Genomic DNA, 20,308 nt, shown 5'->3' with positions numbered 1-20,308 from the left:
ATGAAACGAAAATTACCTAAACTATCATTAGTTCTTGCTTCGCTGAGCCTGGTCTGGGAGCCAGGCTTAGCACAAGATGCAATGAGTAAATCATTCACATCTAAAGGTGTATCTGAAACTGCTTCAACTCAGGTACAACGAGAGCCATTGCAAACTGTTTTTAAAGAATTAGAGAATTACTTTAAGGTCAATATCATCTTCGAAGACAACTCCATAAAGGGGCAATTTACCTTTGTTGAGATGAATGACCTTAAGCAACTTACAATTGATGAAGCATTAGCGCAAATTGTTAAACCTTTAAATTTGGTTTACAAAAAAATTGATGATAAAAACTTTATTATCAAACAAAAAGGTAAAAAAGTTGAAGTGTTTTCTGAGTTATCAATTAAATCAGAAATAGTAAGTGATTCAACCCATTTGCAGGTAAAAGGGCGCATCTTAGATGCTTCAACCTCAGAACCTTTACCAGGTGTAACCATTCAATTAAAAGGTTCATCCAAAGGAGCAATGACTGATACAAATGGTGATTATGCGATTAATATTCCAAGTGAACGAAGCATTCTGGTGTTTTCTTTTTTGGGATTCAAATCAAAGGAAGTGACCGTTGGTCAAAGCAGCACGATCAATCTTGCCCTTGAAATGGATTCTCATGTGTTAAATGAGGTGCAAGTGGTAGAGGTGGGTTATGGAACTCAGAAGAAAGAAGCTGTTGCAGGCTCGGTAGCCACTATTTCTAATAAACAGGTACAGCAAATGCCAAGCATCAATCTTAGTACAGCCTTAACGGGAAACACACCGGGATTAATTGTTAGACAGCGAAACGGAACGCCTGATAGTAAAAACGAAACCAGTACGGTTTTAATAAGAACCACATCAGCTTCAGGATATCCGTTAATTGTAGTTGACGGTATTCCAAGAACCTCTGCTACTTCCAGCAACCAGGTCGGCCTTGACAATATTGATCCCAGTGATGTTGAAAGTGTTACTGTGCTTAAAGATATTGCTTCTACTGCTGTATATGGTGCGCGCGGGGCTAACGGAGTTATACTAATTACTACCAAACGAGGTAAAGAGAGTCCGACAAAATTCAATTTTAGCACTGCGGCTACATTCTCAAAGCCGACAATGTATCCGAAGTTTGTAAATGGGTATATGCAGGCTTTGCTGGAAAATGAGCGGGCTACAAACAGTGGTTCAGCCGTTCCTTATTCCGATGCTGATCTTGAAATCATTAAAAATAACTCAAACCCTGACAGATATGGACAAACCAATTGGGCAGAACAAGGGTTAAAAGAATTTTCAAATGGCCAAAACTATAACCTAAATGTTTCCGGTGGTACAGATAAGGTTAAGTATTATTTAGCCGGCGGATTAAACCAACAAAAATCAATTCTTAAAATCGATAATGACTTTAAGCGATATACTTTCATCTCTAATCTGGATGCTAAAATCGCCAAAAACCTGAATGTTTCGGCAGATATTAACTATCGGTCCGAAAATTCTAATGCTCCTTATGCAGGCTACACTTCGTTGTATTCATCGTTGTTTAACCAAAGTCCATTGCAACCGGTTACTTTCAGCAATGGCCTGCCTGCTGCATTTCTTACATCGGCTTCTAACCCAATTTATCAGGCACAAAATGGAGGTTACCGACTTGCTGAGAATAATTACTTTACCGGACGTTTTAAGGCAAAGCTGATCATTCCGTTTGTAAAGGGTTTATCAGCAGAAGGTTTGGCATCTATTGATCGTTCTAACTTGTTCGGAAAAGATTTCTCTACACCTTACAAATTATACAGGGCAGATGCGAACGGAAATTATAACCCTGTAACAGGTGTCGATTCTAAAGGTAATGACCTAAAACCAACCCTGAATGAATCGATTACAAAAGCTAACTACATCACCATGAACTTCAGTTTGAATTATGCTCGGGCCTTTGGTAAGCATAATTTGGGTGGTTTGTTTTTGTATGAATCAACAGAAACCAAAACAGATGCTATGTCTGCTGGGAGAACGAATATTTTCTCCAATAACTCCGATCAATTGTTTGCAGGCGATGCGTCTATTACTAATAATGGAACTGCTAGTGAGTCGGGCCGTGTTGGTTATGTGGGACGCTTAAATTATAGTTATTCTGGTAAGTATTACCTGGAAGGAAGTTTCCGGTATGAGGCTTCTACTAATTTTCCTATTGACCATCGGTGGGGTTTCTTTCCGTCTGTATCAGGAGCATGGAGAATTTCGGAAGAAGGATTTATTAAGAATAAGCTTTCATTCCTGAATGACTTAAAACTACGCGCCTCTTACGGGATGGCAGGTGATGAGAATGGAGCCGGTTTTGCTTCTTACCTGGCGGCTTATTCGGTTTCCAGCAATGCAACAAATAGCAACACAGGAGCCAATGGCTATATCTGGAATAATTCTTATACCTCGTCCGTTTATGCCGGTATATCTTCTATCAATCCAAATTTTACCTGGGCCAAAGTACGTTCATACAACTTGGGTTTAGACTTTGACTTGTGGAAGGGTATGTTAAGTGGGGTGGTGGATGTGTACCATAAAGAAGCATATGATTTATTAACGCCAATGTTTAGCACTAGCGCTACTGCTCCATTATCGTTTGGGGCTACTGCTCCTAAACAAAATGAGGGAAAAAATCATACCAATGGTATAGAGCTTACCTTAACGCATAGAAATCAGGTTAATAAGAGCCTGAGTTATTATGTAAGCGGTAATATTTCAAAGGCAAAAACCATAATTGATTTTTCGGGGGAAGCTCTGGGATTGCCTGAATGGGATGTAAACAGATACAATGGGCTTGGTCCAAACATAGACAGATTTTATAAATCTTTGGGCTTATTTCAATCACAGGCAGAAATTGATGTATGGACATTAGATCAGGATGGACAAAAAAATAAAACAATTAAGCCTGGAGATGTAAAGTACGCCGACTTAAATGGTGATGGTGTTTTAGATTCAAAGGATGTGTATGTTGTTGATAATACCTATATTCCAATTGTTAACTATGGTATTAATTTAGGCTTATCGTATAAGAGATTGTCATTAGATATGGCTTTTGTGGGTATAGCCGATTATACTAATAACAATCTAAAGCAAACCTGGGCCAATTTTGACGAACGTCAATTAGACAGATGGTCTGTTGATAATCCTAATGCTTCATGGCCACGCTTAAGTAATTCTTCCAACAACAGCTTGAAATCTGATTTTTATGGGATGGATGGCTCCTACTTGCGATTAAGAAGTGCTCAATTAACTTATTCAGTTCCTGCAAAATTTATTAGTCGCTTAGGTATTGATGCGTTTTCTGTTTATGTGCAGGGAGGTAACCTGTTAACCTTCTCAAAGGTGAAATTTATGGATCCTGAAACAATTGCCACTAGTTATTACGGTCCGCAAAAAACATTTGCCATGGGTTTAAATCTTAAGTTTTAAAAATCAAGGAGAGCAGATAATGAAAATTATAAAATATATAATAGGGTTTGCAGTTTGCCTTACCGTGTTAACTTCTTGTGAAAAAGATGTTTTAGATAAGGATGACCTGTCCCGTACATCTGAAGGCACTGTTTGGAATGATATTACATTGGTAGATAAATATGTTAATTATTTCTACTCAACCATTTCAAGTGATTTTCCGACAGCAACAAATTGGGATGTTGCTACAGATATTGGTGATAATGGATTAGCAAATGATATCTACAAAACTGAAAAATATAGCAATGCGTTGCAGGCAAATTGGACCTCTGCAGATAAAGTAGCTTTCTATGAGCGGTGGACTACCTTATACCAAAATGTACGCAGAGCAAATGATTTTTTAAGTCGTATTGATGGTGTAAGAGGTGATGAGAATCTGAAAAAACGTATGAAGGCTGAGATTCGTTTTTTTCGAGCCATGTATTATTTTGAATTGACCAGAACGTTTAGTGATGATCCAGGAGTAAATGCAGACCCTCTTGGAGTTCCCATAATCGAGAAAGCGTTGGTTTTTGGTCAGGATTCAATTAACATACCGCGTAGTACCCAAAAAGAATGTATAGACTATGTTGTCGCAGAGCTTGATCAGACAGCTAAAGATTTAGGCGAATTACCTACTTCCTATACTTCGCAAGTTGGGCGTATTACAAAAGGAGCAGCTTTGGCATTGAAAGGCCGTATGTTGTTACATGTTGGTCGTTACCAGGAATCTGCAACAGTAAATAAAGAGGTAATGGACATGGGTTATACTTTATATCCCGATTATTCAAAACTGTTTACCGTAAAAAATAACCCGGAAATTATTCTGTCTGTACAACATAATAATGTATTGTTGGAAAGAGGACACCGAATCGATTATTATTTAAGTCCGGGATCTCAGGGTGGTTATGCGCGTTGGAACCCAACACAAAACCTTGTTGATTCCTATGAACTTACAGATGGAAAACAGCCTTCTGCATCTGCATTGTATGATCCTCAGAATCCTTATTTAAACCGTGATAAGCGTTTTTATGCAACAATTGTGTACGATGGTTCTACTTATCGGGGTAAAGTAATGCAGTTGTATACAGGAGGATTTGATATTAATAACGGAGGGTTATTTAAGTCGCAAACGAATTATTATTTGCGCAAGTTTGCTGCTGAAAGTTATACAGATATGACGAATACCCTAACTGGTAGCGATCAAAATTGGATCGTAATTCGCTTGGGGGAGGTAATGTTAAATTATGCTGAGGCTCAAAATGAATCCATTGGTCCGGATGAAAGTGTATACAATGCAATTAATGCTATTAGAGCAAGAGCCGGACAACCCAATTTGCCAACAGGCTTATCTCAAGATGAAATGCGTCAGCGTATTCGTCAGGAACGAAAAATAGAATTAGCGTTTGAAGATTTCAGGTTCTGGGATGTGCGTCGTTGGAGAATTGCTGATCAGGCAGACCAATTGAGTATTTATGGAATCACCGTTACATTAGATGCTACAACAGGAAAGAAAACCTTCACAAAGAAATTAGTAGAAACTCGTCCTTTCCCGCAGAAGTTTTATTCTACTCCAATTCCTATTGATGAATTGAATAACAATAAAAAGATGATTCAGAATTTTTATTGGAAATAAAAGAGACATTATTTAATAATGAAAGAGCGGTCCCCAAATACCGCTCTTTTTTTGTAGCAAAAATGTTAAAGATGAAACTGGGGTAAAAAGTAGTTTAATCGTGTATTAGTTGAAATAAATCCAGTGATATATGAATGTAAAGAAATGTTTAGCAGCTTCATTGTTCTTATTAACAACAATGAGCGGCGTAAAGGCACAAAATCTTAGTGAGATTAAAGGTAAGCTCGATATGAACAGACCGGAGCCTGTAAAATTGTTTAAGGTTATGGAAGGACGTATGGAAGAAGTAGCCATTTCTAACCCATCAAAAAATGGATACTTTGGGTTTATCTTTCAACCTGAGTACAAAGGTTTTTATGTGGTAGGAGTAGGAGAGGCTATATCCGGAATGAAAAATAAATACAAGTTTTACTTTCAGGGAAATGACAAGTTAAGTCTTATATTAAATGATTCAACTTATACATTAGCAGGTGAAAATTCTAAAGAAAATAAACTCCTTACCGATTGGCATAATGTGGTACAGCCGGTTGAATATAATGCGATCAATGTTTTCAGACAGAGCTATAAAGAGTTTTTTCCTATATTAACGAAAGTTGCCGATCAGTCTGCAACCTGGATGAAAGGAAAGTCATCAGGCAATAAAGAGTTTGATCGGTTGTTAGCACAAACAATAAATTATGATGTAGCTTTTTATGCAATGGGCTTTTTGAAAACGCCTCGTACCATCCACCCATCTAAAGAAGACTATAATGATTATCTAAAGAATTTTCATCCTGCTGATTATCTTTCAAACCTCGAACTTTTGAAATATCCTTACGGTACAAGAGTTCTGGGACAGCTCGCATATTTTAATAGGAGAGATGATAAAGACGTAACAGTTGATAAAGTAATTAATGCAATACCTAATGATCAGTTAAAAGGTGAGTTTGCTTTGGAAAATGCTGGTTATGCAAGATCATTTACCAATTACCTGGAATTAGTAGATAAATACGGGAAATATTTCTTAACAGAAGATCAAAAACGTCGCTCTCAGGCAATAGGAGCAAAATTAGCTTCATTTAAACCTACGGAAAAAGCTATTAATTTTACTTATCCTGATATTAATGAAAAACAGGTCTCGTTAACTGATTTTAAAGGAAAATTGGTTTTAGTTGATGTTTGGGCCACCTGGTGCGGACCGTGCAAAAAGGAAATACCGGCATTGAAAAAATTAGAAGAGGAGCTTCGCGGTAAGGATGTAGTGTTTATGAGTGTTTCTGTTGATCAATTAAAAGATAAAGAAAAATGGAAGGACTTTGTGTCTGCAGAAAATTTGGTTGGTGTTCAGTTGTTTGCAGGCGCTTCACCTGATATTATGACAAATTATCAAATTAAAGGCATTCCCCGTTTTATGTTGTTCGACAAAAAAGGCAATATCATAAATGTGGATGCACCACGTCCGAGCGAACCTAAATTGAAAGAAACCATTTTAGAATGGCTGAATAAATCGTAATTCTTATATAATGAGTTATAATAGCAAGATGAAGAAATTAATTCTTTTTACCTCGATATTATTTGCGTACGGAAGCGTGGTTGCTCAACAAGCCCAAACAAAGCATCCTCTTAATTGGCACTTATTATCGTATGATGCAGATAGTGTATACGGTGTTGGTGTTCAAAAGGCTTATGCAGAGTTGCTTCAAGGTAAGAAAAGCAATAAGATAATTGTAGCTGTACTTGATACGGGAATTGATACACTGCACGAGGATCTTAAGAATGTGCTCTGGACTAACAAAAAAGAAATAGCTGGTAACGGAATTGATGATGATAAGAACGGTTATGTTGATGATATTCACGGTTGGAGCTTTTTAGGAAGTAAGGATGGAAAGCAAAATGTGGAAAACGGAAGTAGTGAGGCAGATCGTGAATATGTGCGCATCCTGAAAAAATACAATAATGACACAACTAAAATTACTGACCCTAAAGAAAAGGCCTATTTACACTTTTTATTACCTAAGCTAAAAGTGGTTTCGTTAAGAAATCATCTTGAGAGTATGAAGGAGATATACTTTGGTATGTTAAAGGTTGATTCGGTTTTAAGAGACTATTATAAAACTGATTCGGTTTCATATGAACAGGTAACTCAGTTTAAAACCGATGATCCTCAATTAATGATAGCCGCTGGGAGATTACGAACCGAGATGTACAATCAGAAAGGACCACGGTCAGTGAAGGCGGCAATAGAATTCAGAAAGGCTATTTATGAAAGAGTAAAGGAAAACCTGAATGATGCCAGGAACTTGAAAGTTGACGAACGCGTAGTTGTAGGTGATGATCCGGACGATATAAATGACCGGTTCTATGGTAATAACTTGCTTTTGTTTAAACCTTCCGGACACGGAACGCATGTTTCCGGAATAATTGGCGCTCAGCGTAACAATGGAAATAATGCCAATGGAATAGCAGACAATGTGGAGATAATGACCGTGCGTGTAGTTCCACAGGGAGATGAATATGATAAAGACATTGCTTGCGGGATTCGATATGCAGTTGATAATGGGGCGAAGATCATCAACATGAGTTTTGGAAAAGGAGTTTCTGCGCACAAAGAGTGGGTGGATGATGCATTTAAATATGCAGAATCCAAAGGGGTACTACTTGTCCATGCTGCGGGAAATGACAGTAAGAACTCGGACAGCATACCATCTTATCCAACTAAAAATTTAATAAAAGGAGGAGCGTTAAATAATTTCATAAATGTAGGAGCTTCTGCATCAAGCGGAATTGCCACAGGTTTTTCAAATTATGGGAAAACACAGGTAGACATTTTTGCCCCAGGCGCTAATATCCTTTCAACCATGCCGGATAATAAATATGCGGAATCACAAGGAACCAGTATGGCAGCTCCTGTGGTTTCGGGTGTAGCTGCATTGGTTTGGTCTTATTATCCTGAATTAACGATGGTGCAGTTAAAGGATATTCTATTAAAATCAGTTACCGTAATAACCAAGGAAACATCACTTCCGGGTAATAGAAGGGTTAAAGTTACATTTGATAAACTTTGCATAACTGGAGGGATTGTAAATGCATACAATGCAGTGAAAATGGCAGAAGAGATGAAGACTAAGAAAAATTCAGGAAAAAAGGCAAAATAGTATTACCATCAATACCACAAAAAGCCCTTCTGGTGAGGGTGGAAAATAAACTGTGTCAAAGGTTAGAAAGAATTAAGACCTTTAACACAGTTTTTTATGGAAACACCAGAATTTGATTTAGAGTTTATTAAGAAGAAAGCCTTGGAGCAGTTTCGCTCAGGTAAGTCTCTGTACGGCAAAGAAGGGGCATTCGCACCATTGCTGAAACATTTTTTAGAAGCCGCCTTGCAAGCAGAGTTAGAGGGCCATTTGGATGAGGAGGAACGCAACTCGGGCAATCGGAAGAATGGCAAAGGCCAAAAGCAACTCAAAACGTCCGATGGAACGCTGACCATCGAGACTCCCCGCGACCGAACCGGCACCTTTGAACCCGAACTGATCCGAAAACGGGAAACCATCCTGGCCGAAAGCCTAGAGTCTAAGATACTGGGGATGTACGGCCTGGGGATGAGCTTCCGGGACATCTCCAAACACATCAAGGATATGTATGACACGGACATCTCCCACGCCACCCTGAGCGCCATTACCGACAAGATCCTCCCGCAGATAAAAGAATGGCAAAGCCGTCCTTTGGAAGAACTGTACACTATCGTTTGGCTGGATGCCATGCATTATAAGGTGAAAGAAGATAACCGGGTGGTATCGCGGGCTGTTTACAACATTCTGGGCATCAATCGTTATGGTAAAAAAGAGCTATTGGGCATGTACGTTTCGCAAAGTGAAGGCGCCAATTTCTGGCTGGGCGTACTGACCGATTTAAAGAACCGTGGAGTCAGCGACATCCTGATCGCCTGCATTGATAACTTAAAAGGCTTTGCAGAAGCCATTAACGCTGTTTTTACCGAAACAGAAGTACAAACCTGCATCGTTCATCAAATCCGCAACAGTCTGAAATACGTGGCCTCTAAAGATCAAAAAGAGTTCATGAAAGACCTGAAGCCTGTTTACCAGGCTGTAAACAAAGATCTGGCCGAATTACGGCTGGAGGAACTGGAGGAGAAATGGGGCAGGAAGTATCCGGTGGTCTTGCAGTCCTGGCGCCATAACTGGGAAAAGCTTAGTACGTATTTCAAATACGATGTGGCTATCCGACGTTTGATCTATACGACCAATACCATTGAAGGCTTTCATCGGCAGGTACGCAAAGTGACCAAAACCAAAGGCGCCTTCACCTCGGACACGGCCCTGATCAAATTGATTTATCTGGCCCATGGCAACATCAGCCAGAAATGGACCATGCCGCTGACCAACTGGGCCCAAACCGCCTCTCACCTGGCCATTTGGTTTGATGGAAGAATGAAGTTAGATTTGAACTAACAAACAAAGGTGTTGAAATATGGAAAACTCGAAAAGAGTTTACCACATTCCAACTCCTCAACAATAACAATAATAATGGTTGACACAGTTTATTTTACAGACCCCTTCTGGTTATCAGAAGGGCTTTTTTTATATCCGGAATTACTAGAATAAGCTTTTTATAATTGACTCAACGCTGATGCCTTCTGCTTCTGCTTTATAATTGCGGACAATACGGTGGCGTAAAACTTCAGTCGCAATGGCCTGTACGTCTTCAATATCCGGAGAGTATTTGCCCATTAACGCGGCATGGCATTTAGCTCCTAATACTAAAAACTGTGAAGCTCTTGGTCCAGCTCCCCAGGTTAAATATTGGTTTATTTTATCTGTTGCATGGGAAGTTCCCGGTCGGGTTTTACTTACCATTTTAACAGCATAGTTTAGTACATTATCAGTAACCGGTATATTCCTTACCAAGTGCTGGAAATACTCAATCTGTTCTGCTGAAATGATCTTTGTTAAGTCGGGCTTTAAATTAGAAGTAGTATTACGTACCACTAATAATTCCTCTTCAAACGATGGATAATCAAGTTTTACATTAAACATAAAACGATCCAGTTGTGCTTCTGGCAACGGATAGGTACCTTCCTGTTCAATCGGATTTTGTGTGGCCAGTACGAAGAATGGTTTTGGCAGTTTATGATTTACTCCGCTTGTAGTAACGGTACGTTCCTGCATGGCTTCAAGCAACGCCGCCTGTGTTTTAGGTGGCGTACGGTTAATCTCGTCTGCCAAAATGATATTGGCAAACACAGGACCTCTGATAAATTTAAAAGAGCGGTCTTCGCTTAATATTTCTGAACCGGTAATGTCAGAAGGCATCAGGTCAGGAGTAAACTGTATCCTGTTGTAGCTTAAGTCTAAAACTCTCGAAACCGTTTGCACCAGTAATGTTTTAGCCAATCCAGGAACACCTACCAATAAACAATGTCCGTTGCTAAATATGGCAATCAGAACAGATTTGATAACATCTTCCTGCCCAATAATAACCTTTGAAACTTCCGTTTGTATTTCTTTATATGACGCTGTTAGCGCTTCAACTGCTTCAACTTCTGAACTGTATAACGACATAAGTTAGATTCCACTTTTTACAATGCCTTGAATGTACAAATACCAAAGCGCACTACAAAATGATTTGATGAGGTAATGATTTTTTTGCACTAAAAAAAACTCCCGTTCAGGTAATGAACGGGAGTTTTATCGTCTTTTATTCGATTAGTTGGATGCCTTCTGCTGATCTTTTTTCAGCCATGGTTGAACTTCTGCACAATTTTCATATTCAGAAGATATTCTGACATATTTCTCAGCGCGTTTTTTAGCAACCCATTGATCAAAGATTCGGTGCTGTTTATCTTGTAAGGCTGCTTCCTGTATACGAGAATAGTCTAAATCCAGATTCGCTCTGTGTGGTTCAGCCTGCGATTTAAAATAAATCACCCTGAAGCCTTGTTTACCTTCCCGTTGATTGATAAATGGAACAATTCGGCTAAATTCACCAACTTTCATTGTATCAATCATTGCTGGCAACTCTTGATCCATCTGACCCACTAAGTTTAATGGAATAAGGGTTGAGCGTTGATTTTCAGGGCTGTGCATCATGCCTCCACTTGAGCGAGTTTCAACATCATCAGAATACAATAATGCAGCTTCTGCAAAGTTTAATTTCTTTTCTTTGATGTAGTAAACCGCACTATCAAGGTCATTGCGGGCCTTTGTTAGTTCTTTTTGTCCAAATTCTGGCTTGACTAAAATATGGCGAACGTTCACTTGGTCGCCACGACGATCAATTGACTGTAAGATATGGTAACCAAATTTTGTCTCAACAATTGGTGAAACCTCTCCGGGTTTCAGTTTGAACGCCACTGCTTCAAAAGGAGTAACCATTTGTCCGCGGCTGAAATAACCTAACTCACCGTTATGTGCTGCAGATCCCGGATCTTGCGAATAAAGTGCTGCTAAAGTTCCGAAATCTTCACCTGCTCTAACACGGGCACGTAAAGCTTCAAGTTTAGCTTTCGCCAAATCTTTTTGGTCTTTACTGAAGCTTGGAAATTTTACAATCTGGCCAATTTCAACTTCTGTACTGTATAGCGGCAAGCTGTCAAGAGGGATTTTTTCGTAAAACGCCTTTACTTCTGCAGGAGAAATGGTAGTCCCTTCCGTTACTTTTCCTTGCATCTGACGAGCAAGTAATTGTTCGTGAACCTGTGGACGAATATCTTCTTTAAATTGTAAAACAGATTTTCCTAATAGTTCTTTCTCAAGCTTTTCTATTGACCCAACTTGTTGCGTGAAATACTGGATACGTTGATCGATAGTTTGCTCTACCTGGTTCTCATCAACCTGTAAACTGTCAAGCTCAGCTTGGTTAAGTAATAATTTCTGAAGTAAAAGCTCATTTAAAATGGTGCATTTTACTTTTTCGTTTGGCGGGTTTTGTTGACGTAGATATTCAAGATATTGTGACTCCACATCAGATTGCAGAACAATCTTGTTGCCAACCACACCAACTACTTTATCAATCGACTTTTGTTGAGCAAAGGCTCCAAAAACACTTGCCAGTAATAAACCTAAGGTTAAAAGTTTCTTCATTGCAATTTTCCGGCTATTACAAGCGCCGTATTCTTTTTTACTTGATAAGATAACTGCCAAAAATACATTTTTATTTTACTTGTGTGTAAATTGTTTTTATCGGTAATGAGTTCTTAATTAATGTATTTTTGCAACATGGAAAATCTGAAGGTAACAAATGAGGCAACTGCTTTGGTAACATTGCTTACAGAAACACTTTATAAAGTAGATAACTGGAATACAGATTCTGGCAATAACGATACTGATAAACAGTCGGTTGTCGTAGTTTCAGAGCCGGAAAATATATCTACACCTGCAGGAAATTCAACTCAGGTTGTTCAGGAACAAGCATCAACACCAACCTATTTTGATTATTTGGGCGAGAATAATAAATATGTATTGGTGCTGGTAAATTATCCTGATTCAAAACATATTACAGATAAGGATAAAGAATTTTTCCTCAAAGTGATCTCTGCATTGAAGCTGACAATAGAGGATGTGGCCGTTTTAAATTATGCTCATTATGCATCTACAGATATCAATGCTTTGAAAGAGTACTTTAGCTGTAGTAGAATTATAACATTTGGAGTGCCACAATCATCAGCTGTTTTCCGGAATGTAAACATGCAGGATTACTCGGTTACCAATGTATATGGAATTTCTCTTTTACCGGCCTCGGATACACTGCGAATCATCGAAAGCGATAAGAATAAGAAAATTGTACTTTGGAACGCCTTAAAATTATTATTTAATGTCAAGTAAGCTTGTTTTTGCTACTAATAACCTCCATAAATTAGAAGAAGTAAATGCCATGTTAAATGGTGCCTTTGAGCTTTTAACTCTTGAGCAAATTGGCTGTGATGTAGATATTCCTGAAACCGGAGAAACTTTTGAAGAAAATGCCGGGCAAAAATCATGGTACGTTTATAATAACTATAACATGAATTGCTTTGGCGATGACAGCGGTTTAGTAGTTGATGCTTTAAACGGAGAGCCGGGAGTTTATTCGGCAAGATATAGCGGTACACGTGATCATGATAAAAACATTGACTTATTGCTCAAGAAATTAGAAGGAAAAGAAAATCGAGCTGCTAGGTTTAAAGCCGTTATTTCTTTGGTTTTAGGTGGAAAAGAGCACTTGTTTGAAGGAACAGTTGAGGGAACTATTCGTCATGCACGCTCTGGTACTGACGGGTTTGGCTACGATCCAATCTTCCAAGCGGATGGGTATACGATAACCTTTGCAGAAATGGGAATGGATGAAAAAAATGCCATAAGTCACAGAGGTAGAGCAGTTGAAAAACTTGTCAACTTCCTTAAAACTCAATAATAACTAACTCACGCAAAATTGCTAAGGAAATCGGATTCCTAACGATTTTGCGTGACCCTTATAGCACTTCCAGTTTCCTTAAGCCGTAGAAGACGGAGCTTGCATGTAATGATTGCATTAGCTTATTGTCAAGCAAAAGCTGTTTAAGTTCGTCTACTGAGATTAGGATTACTTCCAGTTCTTCCGAATGGTCAAGCACTTGTTCTGCTACTTTTCTTCCACCTTTAGCTAAAAAACTATAGGTAACATTACCCGAAGTTGAAGGATTAGGATACAAAACGGCAGTTTGTTCAACGGTATCAAATTCATAACCAGTTTCCTCCAATAATTCGCGCCTGATTGTTTCTTCCGGAGAGCCGTCAGTTTCATCTATTACTCCGCCCACAATTTCAAGTAACGTTCGTTCAGCTCCATGACGGTATTGCCGAACCATAATTGCCTCATTATTCTCCGTTAATGCAACAGCATTTACCCAGTTTGCATACTCTAAAACATAGTAGGGTTCGATGATTTTGCCGTTGGGCATTTTGCATACATCCGCGCGAAGAGTTGCCCATTGATCTTTGTGAATGTATTCAGAAGATAATTTTTCCCACTTTAAATCCGACATGATTATTCCATTAAAAAGTGATCAAACATACAAGGATTTTATTGAAAATCTTCTACCTTGTAGGCGTCAAAAAATGAATAAATCTAAATTTATTTAGTAGATTGACCATTTGTTAGCGGTTTTGCACTGCCAACTAGTAGAAGCCATTTTAAAAATGAATTAAACATCAGAAAAAGAAAAATCATAAACCATGCGAAGTTTTTTATTGTCAATTATTCTATTTGCGTTCGTCTTTGTTATTATTTTTTCATGTACAACAAAATCAACTAAAACTAAAATGCAAGCGGGGAGTTCTGATAGTGGAAATATTGCATTGGTTATTCATGGAGGGGCCGGAACCATATTGAAAAAGAATATGACACCGGAGAAAGAAGAAGCTTATAGAGCGGCTTTAACGCAAGCGCTTAAAGCTGGTTATGCTGTTTTGGAAAAAGGAGGAAAGAGCATCGATGCGGTAGAAGCAGCAGTAAATATTATGGAAGACTCTCCATTATTCAATGCAGGAAAGGGTGCTGTATTTACTAATGAAGGTAAAAACGAAATGGATGCATCGATAATGGATGGAAAAAACTTAATGGCTGGTTCAGTGGCATCTGTTACTACAATTAAAAATCCGATTACTGCCGCAAAAACTGTTATGTTAAAATCACCACATGTAATGATGATTGGAGCGGGAGCAGAAAAATTTGCTAAAGAGCAAGGCTTAACCATCGTTGATCCATCTTATTTTTATACAGAAGATAGATGGAAGCAATTGCAAAAAGCTAAAGAGGAGGATAAAATTCAGCTAGATCATGCTGATTCTGCAAAAAAAACAACTGGATTATTAAAGCAAAAGGAAAATAAGGATTATAAGTACGGAACAGTAGGTGCATGCGCTTTGGATGTGTATGGAAACTTAGCCGCTGCCACTTCTACTGGTGGAATGACAAACAAGCGTTTTGGAAGGGTGGGAGATTCTCCGATTATTGGTGCGGGAACGTATGCAAATAATAATAGTTGTGCCGTATCATGTACCGGCTGGGGCGAATTCTTTATCAGAAATGTTGTTGCTCATGATGTTGCCGCTTTGGTTGAATATAAAGGCTTAAGCTTAAAAGAGGCTGCCGAAGAAGTAATCATGAAAAAAGTTCCTGCCTTAGGAGGCGACGGGGGCTTGATTGCATTGGATAGAAATGGAAATATTGCCATGACTTTTAATACTGAGGGCATGTATCGTGGGTATATTACTAAAGATGGAAAAGTTGTGGTTGAAATTTATAAATAATTAATTACGTATATTTTGTAAGCCGTCCCGGTTCAAATCTGGGGCGGTTTTTTTATGCTTGTTAGTTACTAAAGAATCGACATTAATTCTTAATTTGTCTGAAATTGTATTAATCAATTGGTTGTGAATTTATACATGCAACTTTTTTACCGGATTTCGCATCTTTTACCCGAAAAACAAAAACATCTATGGATTCAACTATCAGTTTTCCAGAGTTATCGGTAACTAATGAAACCAGTGGTTTCAAAAAAAAGCTCTTGGATATTCCTTTCTTTATTTACGCAACGGTGTTTTCATCACTTTGTGTGATTGTAGGGTTAATATGGGATATTTCATGGCATACATCCATTGGACGCGACGGCTTACTTTCTCCCCCTCATTTGGTTATTTATCTTGGTGCAGTCGTTTCGGGGCTTTTTTCTGGTTATACCGTTCTAAAGATTTCTTTTGCAGGCACCTCATACGAAAGAAATAGTAGTGTAAAATTTTGGGGCATTTTTTATGGTTCATTAGGAGCGCTTTTTAGTATTTGGGGCGCCTTTGCAATGCTAACCTCAGCGCCATTTGATGATTGGTGGCACAATACTTATGGTCTTGACGTAACTATTCTTTCTCCTCCTCACAGTGTATTGGCATTAGGCATTATTATGGTCCAGTTTGGAGCGATGGTAGGAACACTTGCTATACAAAACAGGGATTATCAATCCTCCACATTAACCACTGCTGAAATCGACAAAAGATCAACTTTATTAAAATGGTTGTTTGTAACCGCAGCCGGCCTTATGCTTGTAATGATGTATACGTTGCTCTCAGAGTCTTTTACAAGATGGGATATGCACTCTGTAACATATTATCAAACAGCGGCTGTTTTGTTTCCCTTTTTTCTCGTGGCAATTTCAAGAGCTTCAAAAATGAAATGGGCTGCTACAAATGCCACGTTGATTTATACAATGGTTATGTGCATAATGGTTTGGGTATTGCCATTGTTTAATGCAGAACCCAAACTAGGTCCGGTAATTAATCATATAACACATTACCAGGCATTTCATTTTCCAATGCTGTTAATTATTCCAGCAATGGGTATTGATTGGGTAATGTTTAAATATGACGACAAAAATGATTGGGTAAAAGCGGTCATTATTATCGCTATGTTCTTGTGTTTATTATTTCCTGTACAATGGTTAATGGGCCAAGTACTCATGGATCCGATAGGTAGAACATGGTTCTTTGGTCAGTCTTCATGGTATTTTGGAAATGATCCTAATTGGGAATATCGATTTCAGTTTCCTCCATGGACCAAAAATTCGCTTCAGCAATGGGTTGTAGGATTTTTACAGGCAATTACATTTGGTTATTTATCATCACGAATAGGACTGTTTTGGGGTAAATGGATGAGGAGGGTTCAGCGATGAAATTTTGTAAGAATATAATATTCATTTGGATATTGTTAATCTTCCCTTTTGCAGCTATTGCTCATATAGGAAGTCCGGGTATATTGTTTGAGGGCATGGCCGGAAAATACAAGGTGATCGTCAATGTCATGCCTCCTGATGTTATTCCTGGAACAGCACAGATAAGTGTGCTGGTTGAATCTGGCAATACAACAAAGGTTACTGTGCAGCCAATTTACTTGTATGCAGGAGCTGAGGGTGCGCCTGATGCAGATACAGCAATTCCGGCACCAAATGTTCCTGGTAATTATCAAGGGTTGATATGGTTGATGGAAAATGGGGTGGCAAGTGTTAGAGTTAGCGTATATGGAGATCAGGGGATAGGAGAGGTTGTTGTTCCCATTATGGCAGTTCCTACAGCTCAAAAGGATATGCCCGCTAACTTAGGTTGGATTTTGGCTGGATTAGGGTCATTTCTTGTTATTTTAATGATTACTATAATTGGAGCAAGTGTAAGTGATGGCGTTACAGCTCCCGGTAATGAAATGTCGGGATTAAGAAGACGTAAACGCTGGGTTTCAATGGCTGTTACAACAGTTGTGCTAGGACTTATTTTATTTGGTGGAAGCAGTTGGTGGAATAATTGGGCACAGGATTACAAACGATACATGTTTAAGCCTTTTACTGCATCTTCCTCTATTAAAAATATAAGAGGTAATGAGCTATTAGAGTTTAAAGTTGATACTGCTTCGTTGGAAGGCAGGTGGATGAGTTTGCTGATTCCTGATCATGGTAAATTAATGCACCTGTTTCTGGTGAGAGAGGGAAGCTTAGATATATTTGCTCATTTGCACCCAAAAAGAATTGATTCCATAACGTTTGAAAGTCCCTTGCCTGCCTTGCCAAAAGGTCGCTATCTTATCTTTGCCGACATTGTAAGACGTGGTTTTGCAAGCACTATTGTTGATACAATTGATGTCGAACAGCCTTTTTCAGGAACTACAATAGGGTTAAGTCGTGATGATTCATATTTGTTTTCGAATGCTGTTGCAGGCAAAAAAGCTTTAATGGATAGCGCATTTACTGTTTGTGGAACACCAGGAATAAAAACAGTTTTGGCTGATGGTTCTTCCATGACCTTAGAAAGTACATCCGGATTAAAATTTAAGAACGGTGAAATTTCAAAATTAAGTTTTATGGTGTTAGATCCGGAAGGTAATCCAGCTCAGTTAGAACCCTACTTAGGTATGGGTGGACATGCAGTAGTAGTAAAAAATGACGCTAAAGTGTACATTCATTTGCATCCAACCGGGACTTTTTCAGCAGCATCTGCACAGCTTATAGAAAATCGGATCGAAAAAAAAACTGGGTATACCCCTCAACCTGATGCTAAACATTTTAAAGACAGCATTGATGCGCTTGTTAATCGGTTAGATAATATGAGTGAGTCTGTGCGAAATGAATACCTTATGCAGGAAATGAATATGAGTGGAGCTAATCCGTCACATAAGGCACATGAAGGAGCCGTGGTTGATTTTCCATATGTATTTCCTTTTGCTGGAGATTATAGAATATGGGTTCAGGTAAAACGGGCCGGTAAAGTACTTTCTGCCGCATTTGATGTAAAGGTTCAATAATAGGAGATGAGTGAATGAGATGCGTTGTAATCAATTATTTCACTAATATTTTTTGACAGAGCGCTTTAATTGTAGATAATGTCTTCATATTTCTTATTTCTTCTTTCATATTTAATTTATAATACCTACTTTTGCGGGCTAATTTATAGTTACGTACATTGAAAGCGAATAGAGAGTATATTATCCCCTTTGTAGGCTTAAACCTTGGTAACAATGAGTTTGAATATTCCATAGACAGAAAGTTCTTTGACGAATACGAATATTCATTGGTTAAAAACGGGGATATCAAAGTACACTTAACGTTCAATAAACATGAAACAATGTTTGTTCTTGATTTTCATATTGAGGGCACCATTGAAGTAACTTGTGATCGTTGTTTGGCTCCATTTTCACATGAAATTGATACAACCGAACAACAGATCATTAAACTATCAGATGCAGAGTTTGAAGATGATAACGGTGACATTATCCTTATCAGTCGCGGCGCTTACGAGTATGATATAGCTCCGCTGATTTATGAGTATATCAATTTGCAAGCACCAATCATTACCACTTGCGATGGGAAACAAAATTTTTGTGACCAAGCAATGTTGGATAAACTAAACAAACTCCGGATTGAAGATGATTCAGAGACTAAAACAGACCCTCGTTGGGATGCTCTGAAAAATTTTGGAGATAATTAAGAAGTAATATTTTTGGATATATAAAATTGTAATAAAATGCCAAATCCTAAGCGTAAATTTTCGAAATCGAGAAGAGATAAGCGTAGAACTCACTACAAAGCAGCGGCTACTCCGTTATTCGTATGTAAAACTACCGGTGCTGTACACTTGCCTCACCGCGCTTATACAGTTGACGGTAACTTATACTACCGTGGTAAACTGATTGTTGAAAACACTGCACAAGCTTAATAACTTTAGCACTATCTTACCATGCGTATTGGTTTAGATGTGATGGGTGGCGATTTTGCGCCTAAAGCTGCTGTTTTAGGAGCAATTGAAACCTTTAAAGCGCTGCCGTCCGACCAACATCTGGTCTTAATAGGCGACAGTAATCAGGTAAAAGCGATTTGTGAAGAGGTAGGCTTTGATGCGAACAACTTTGAGTTGGTTCACACCGAAGATGTTATTGGTATGGGCGAACACCCAACCAAGGCTATCGTTAAAAAACCGAATTCAAGTATTGCAGTAGGATTCGGATTACTTAAGGAAGGTAAAATTGATGCTTTCTCAAGTGCTGGTAATACCGGTGCTATGTTAGTAGGTTCAATGTTTACAGTGAAAGCTATTCCTGGAGTAATTCGTCCGTGTATGCCAACAATGGTTCCTAAGTTAACCGGTGGTGTAGGTGTAATATTAGATGTAGGTGCAAACGCTGATTGTAAACCTGATGTGTTACTTCAGTTCGGTGTTTTAGGTAAGTTATTTGCCGAGAACATCTACAATGTTGAAAATCCTAAAGTAGGATTGATGAACATTGGAGAAGAAGAGGAAAAAGGGAACTTGCTTAGTCTGGCTACCTATCCTTTGATGAAAGACACAGAATTATTCAACTTTATTGGAAATGTTGAAGGTCGTGATTTGTTTAACGACAAAGCCGATGTAATTGTGTGTGATGGATTTACTGGTAACATTGTATTAAAGCTGGCCGAATCGTTTTACGTGCTTACTCGTAAGAAAGGCATGAAGGACGAGTTTTTTGACCGGTTTAATTATGAGCAATATGGAGGGAGCCCTATTTTAGGTGTAAACGCTCCTGTGGTCATCGGACACGGTATTTCTAGTCCTGAGGCTATTAAGAACATGTTGCTATTATCGCGCGATCTGATAACTTCAGGCCTGATCGATAAGATCAAACAAGCATTTCAATAAGAAATTATTTACAGAGACCCAACAGCTTGATTTC

16 protein-coding genes are annotated in these 20,308 nt (G+C 38.6%); 13 read left to right on the top strand and 3 right to left on the bottom strand.

Annotated elements, in window-relative coordinates; genetic code table 11:
* The 5 genes from SOLCA_RS16000 to SOLCA_RS15980 all read left to right on the top strand — a co-directional run bounded on the left by SOLCA_RS16000 (position 1) and on the right by SOLCA_RS15980 (position 9,558).
* The gene (locus SOLCA_RS16000) at positions 1 to 3,453 is read left to right on the top strand and encodes a SusC/RagA family TonB-linked outer membrane protein (RefSeq protein WP_014681500.1); all 3,453 of its coding nucleotides are present in this window, start codon (positions 1 to 3) and stop codon (positions 3,451 to 3,453) included.
* A gap of 19 nt (positions 3,454 to 3,472) precedes the next feature.
* Positions 3,473 to 5,107 carry a RagB/SusD family nutrient uptake outer membrane protein gene (locus SOLCA_RS15995; protein ID WP_014681499.1) on the top strand — a complete coding sequence of 545 codons (1,635 nt, stop codon included), beginning with the start codon at positions 3,473 to 3,475 and terminating at the stop codon, positions 5,105 to 5,107.
* Positions 5,108 to 5,237: 130 nt separating this feature from the next.
* Entirely contained in the window at positions 5,238 to 6,599 is a 1,362-nt protein-coding gene (locus SOLCA_RS15990) for a TlpA family protein disulfide reductase (protein ID WP_014681498.1), read from the top strand.
* 10 nt (positions 6,600 to 6,609) lie between these two features.
* The gene (locus tag SOLCA_RS15985) at positions 6,610 to 8,241 is read left to right on the top strand and encodes a S8 family peptidase (RefSeq protein WP_014681497.1); all 1,632 of its coding nucleotides are present in this window, start codon (positions 6,610 to 6,612) and stop codon (positions 8,239 to 8,241) included.
* 96 nt (positions 8,242 to 8,337) lie between these two features.
* The gene (locus tag SOLCA_RS15980) at positions 8,338 to 9,558 is read left to right on the top strand and encodes an IS256 family transposase (RefSeq protein WP_014681035.1); all 1,221 of its coding nucleotides are present in this window, start codon (positions 8,338 to 8,340) and stop codon (positions 9,556 to 9,558) included.
* A 144-nt stretch (positions 9,559 to 9,702) separates the two neighbouring features.
* On the opposite strand, the gene SOLCA_RS15975 is transcribed toward SOLCA_RS15980, so the two are convergent.
* Both SOLCA_RS15975 and SOLCA_RS15970 read right to left on the bottom strand, forming a co-directional pair.
* Positions 9,703 to 10,668: an AAA family ATPase gene (locus SOLCA_RS15975; protein ID WP_014681496.1), complete on the bottom strand. Its 966-nt coding sequence runs from the start codon at positions 10,666 to 10,668 to the stop codon at positions 9,703 to 9,705.
* A 144-nt stretch (positions 10,669 to 10,812) separates the two neighbouring features.
* Positions 10,813 to 12,189: a peptidylprolyl isomerase gene (locus SOLCA_RS15970; RefSeq protein ID WP_042481473.1), complete on the bottom strand. Its 1,377-nt coding sequence runs from the start codon at positions 12,187 to 12,189 to the stop codon at positions 10,813 to 10,815.
* Positions 12,190 to 12,324: 135 nt separating this feature from the next.
* On the opposite strand from SOLCA_RS15970, the gene SOLCA_RS15965 reads away from it, so the two are divergent.
* Both SOLCA_RS15965 and rdgB read left to right on the top strand, forming a co-directional pair.
* Positions 12,325 to 12,930, top strand: a complete 606-nt coding sequence (locus tag SOLCA_RS15965) for a hypothetical protein (protein ID WP_042479971.1) — start codon at positions 12,325 to 12,327, stop codon at positions 12,928 to 12,930.
* A complete protein-coding gene (rdgB, locus tag SOLCA_RS15960) occupies positions 12,920 to 13,498 on the top strand; it encodes an RdgB/HAM1 family non-canonical purine NTP pyrophosphatase (protein ID WP_014681493.1) in 579 nt (192 codons plus the stop codon). The genes SOLCA_RS15965 and rdgB overlap by 11 nt, the downstream gene beginning before the upstream one ends.
* Positions 13,499 to 13,556: 58 nt before the next feature.
* Here rdgB and SOLCA_RS15955 read toward each other — a convergent pair whose 3' ends face one another.
* Positions 13,557 to 14,108, bottom strand: coding sequence for an NUDIX hydrolase (locus SOLCA_RS15955; RefSeq protein WP_014681492.1), 552 nt, complete (start codon positions 14,106 to 14,108; stop codon positions 13,557 to 13,559).
* 277 nt (positions 14,109 to 14,385) lie between these two features.
* Between SOLCA_RS15955 and SOLCA_RS15950 the strand changes: the two genes are divergently transcribed.
* The 6 genes from SOLCA_RS15950 (at position 14,386) to plsX (ending at position 20,274) form a co-directional block, all read left to right on the top strand.
* Complete coding sequence (locus SOLCA_RS15950; protein WP_014681491.1) at positions 14,386 to 15,375, top strand: isoaspartyl peptidase/L-asparaginase family protein; 990 nt, start codon at positions 14,386 to 14,388, stop codon at positions 15,373 to 15,375.
* A gap of 188 nt (positions 15,376 to 15,563) precedes the next feature.
* Entirely contained in the window at positions 15,564 to 16,787 is a 1,224-nt protein-coding gene (locus SOLCA_RS15945; RefSeq protein WP_014681490.1) for a hypothetical protein, read from the top strand.
* Entirely contained in the window at positions 16,784 to 18,403 is a 1,620-nt protein-coding gene (locus tag SOLCA_RS15940; RefSeq protein ID WP_042479970.1) for a hypothetical protein, read from the top strand. The genes SOLCA_RS15945 and SOLCA_RS15940 overlap by 4 nt, the downstream gene beginning before the upstream one ends.
* 158 nt (positions 18,404 to 18,561) lie before the next feature.
* On the top strand, positions 18,562 to 19,086 hold the full coding sequence (locus SOLCA_RS15935; protein WP_014681488.1) for a YceD family protein: 525 nt from the start codon (positions 18,562 to 18,564) through the stop codon (positions 19,084 to 19,086).
* Positions 19,087 to 19,122: 36 nt separating this feature from the next.
* Positions 19,123 to 19,314: a 50S ribosomal protein L32 gene (rpmF, locus tag SOLCA_RS15930; protein WP_014681487.1), complete on the top strand. Its 192-nt coding sequence runs from the start codon at positions 19,123 to 19,125 to the stop codon at positions 19,312 to 19,314.
* A gap of 21 nt (positions 19,315 to 19,335) precedes the next feature.
* Complete coding sequence (plsX, locus tag SOLCA_RS15925) at positions 19,336 to 20,274, top strand: phosphate acyltransferase PlsX (RefSeq protein WP_014681486.1); 939 nt, start codon at positions 19,336 to 19,338, stop codon at positions 20,272 to 20,274.
* The last annotated feature ends 34 nt before the right edge of the window (positions 20,275 to 20,308 follow it).

Origin of the sequence: Solitalea canadensis DSM 3403 (assembly GCF_000242635.2) — a bacterium.
GTDB classification, from domain to species: Bacteria; Bacteroidota; Bacteroidia; order Sphingobacteriales; family Sphingobacteriaceae; genus Solitalea; species Solitalea canadensis.
Note: the sequence above shows the minus strand (reverse complement) of the source record. Positions and strands in the feature narration are given on the sequence as shown.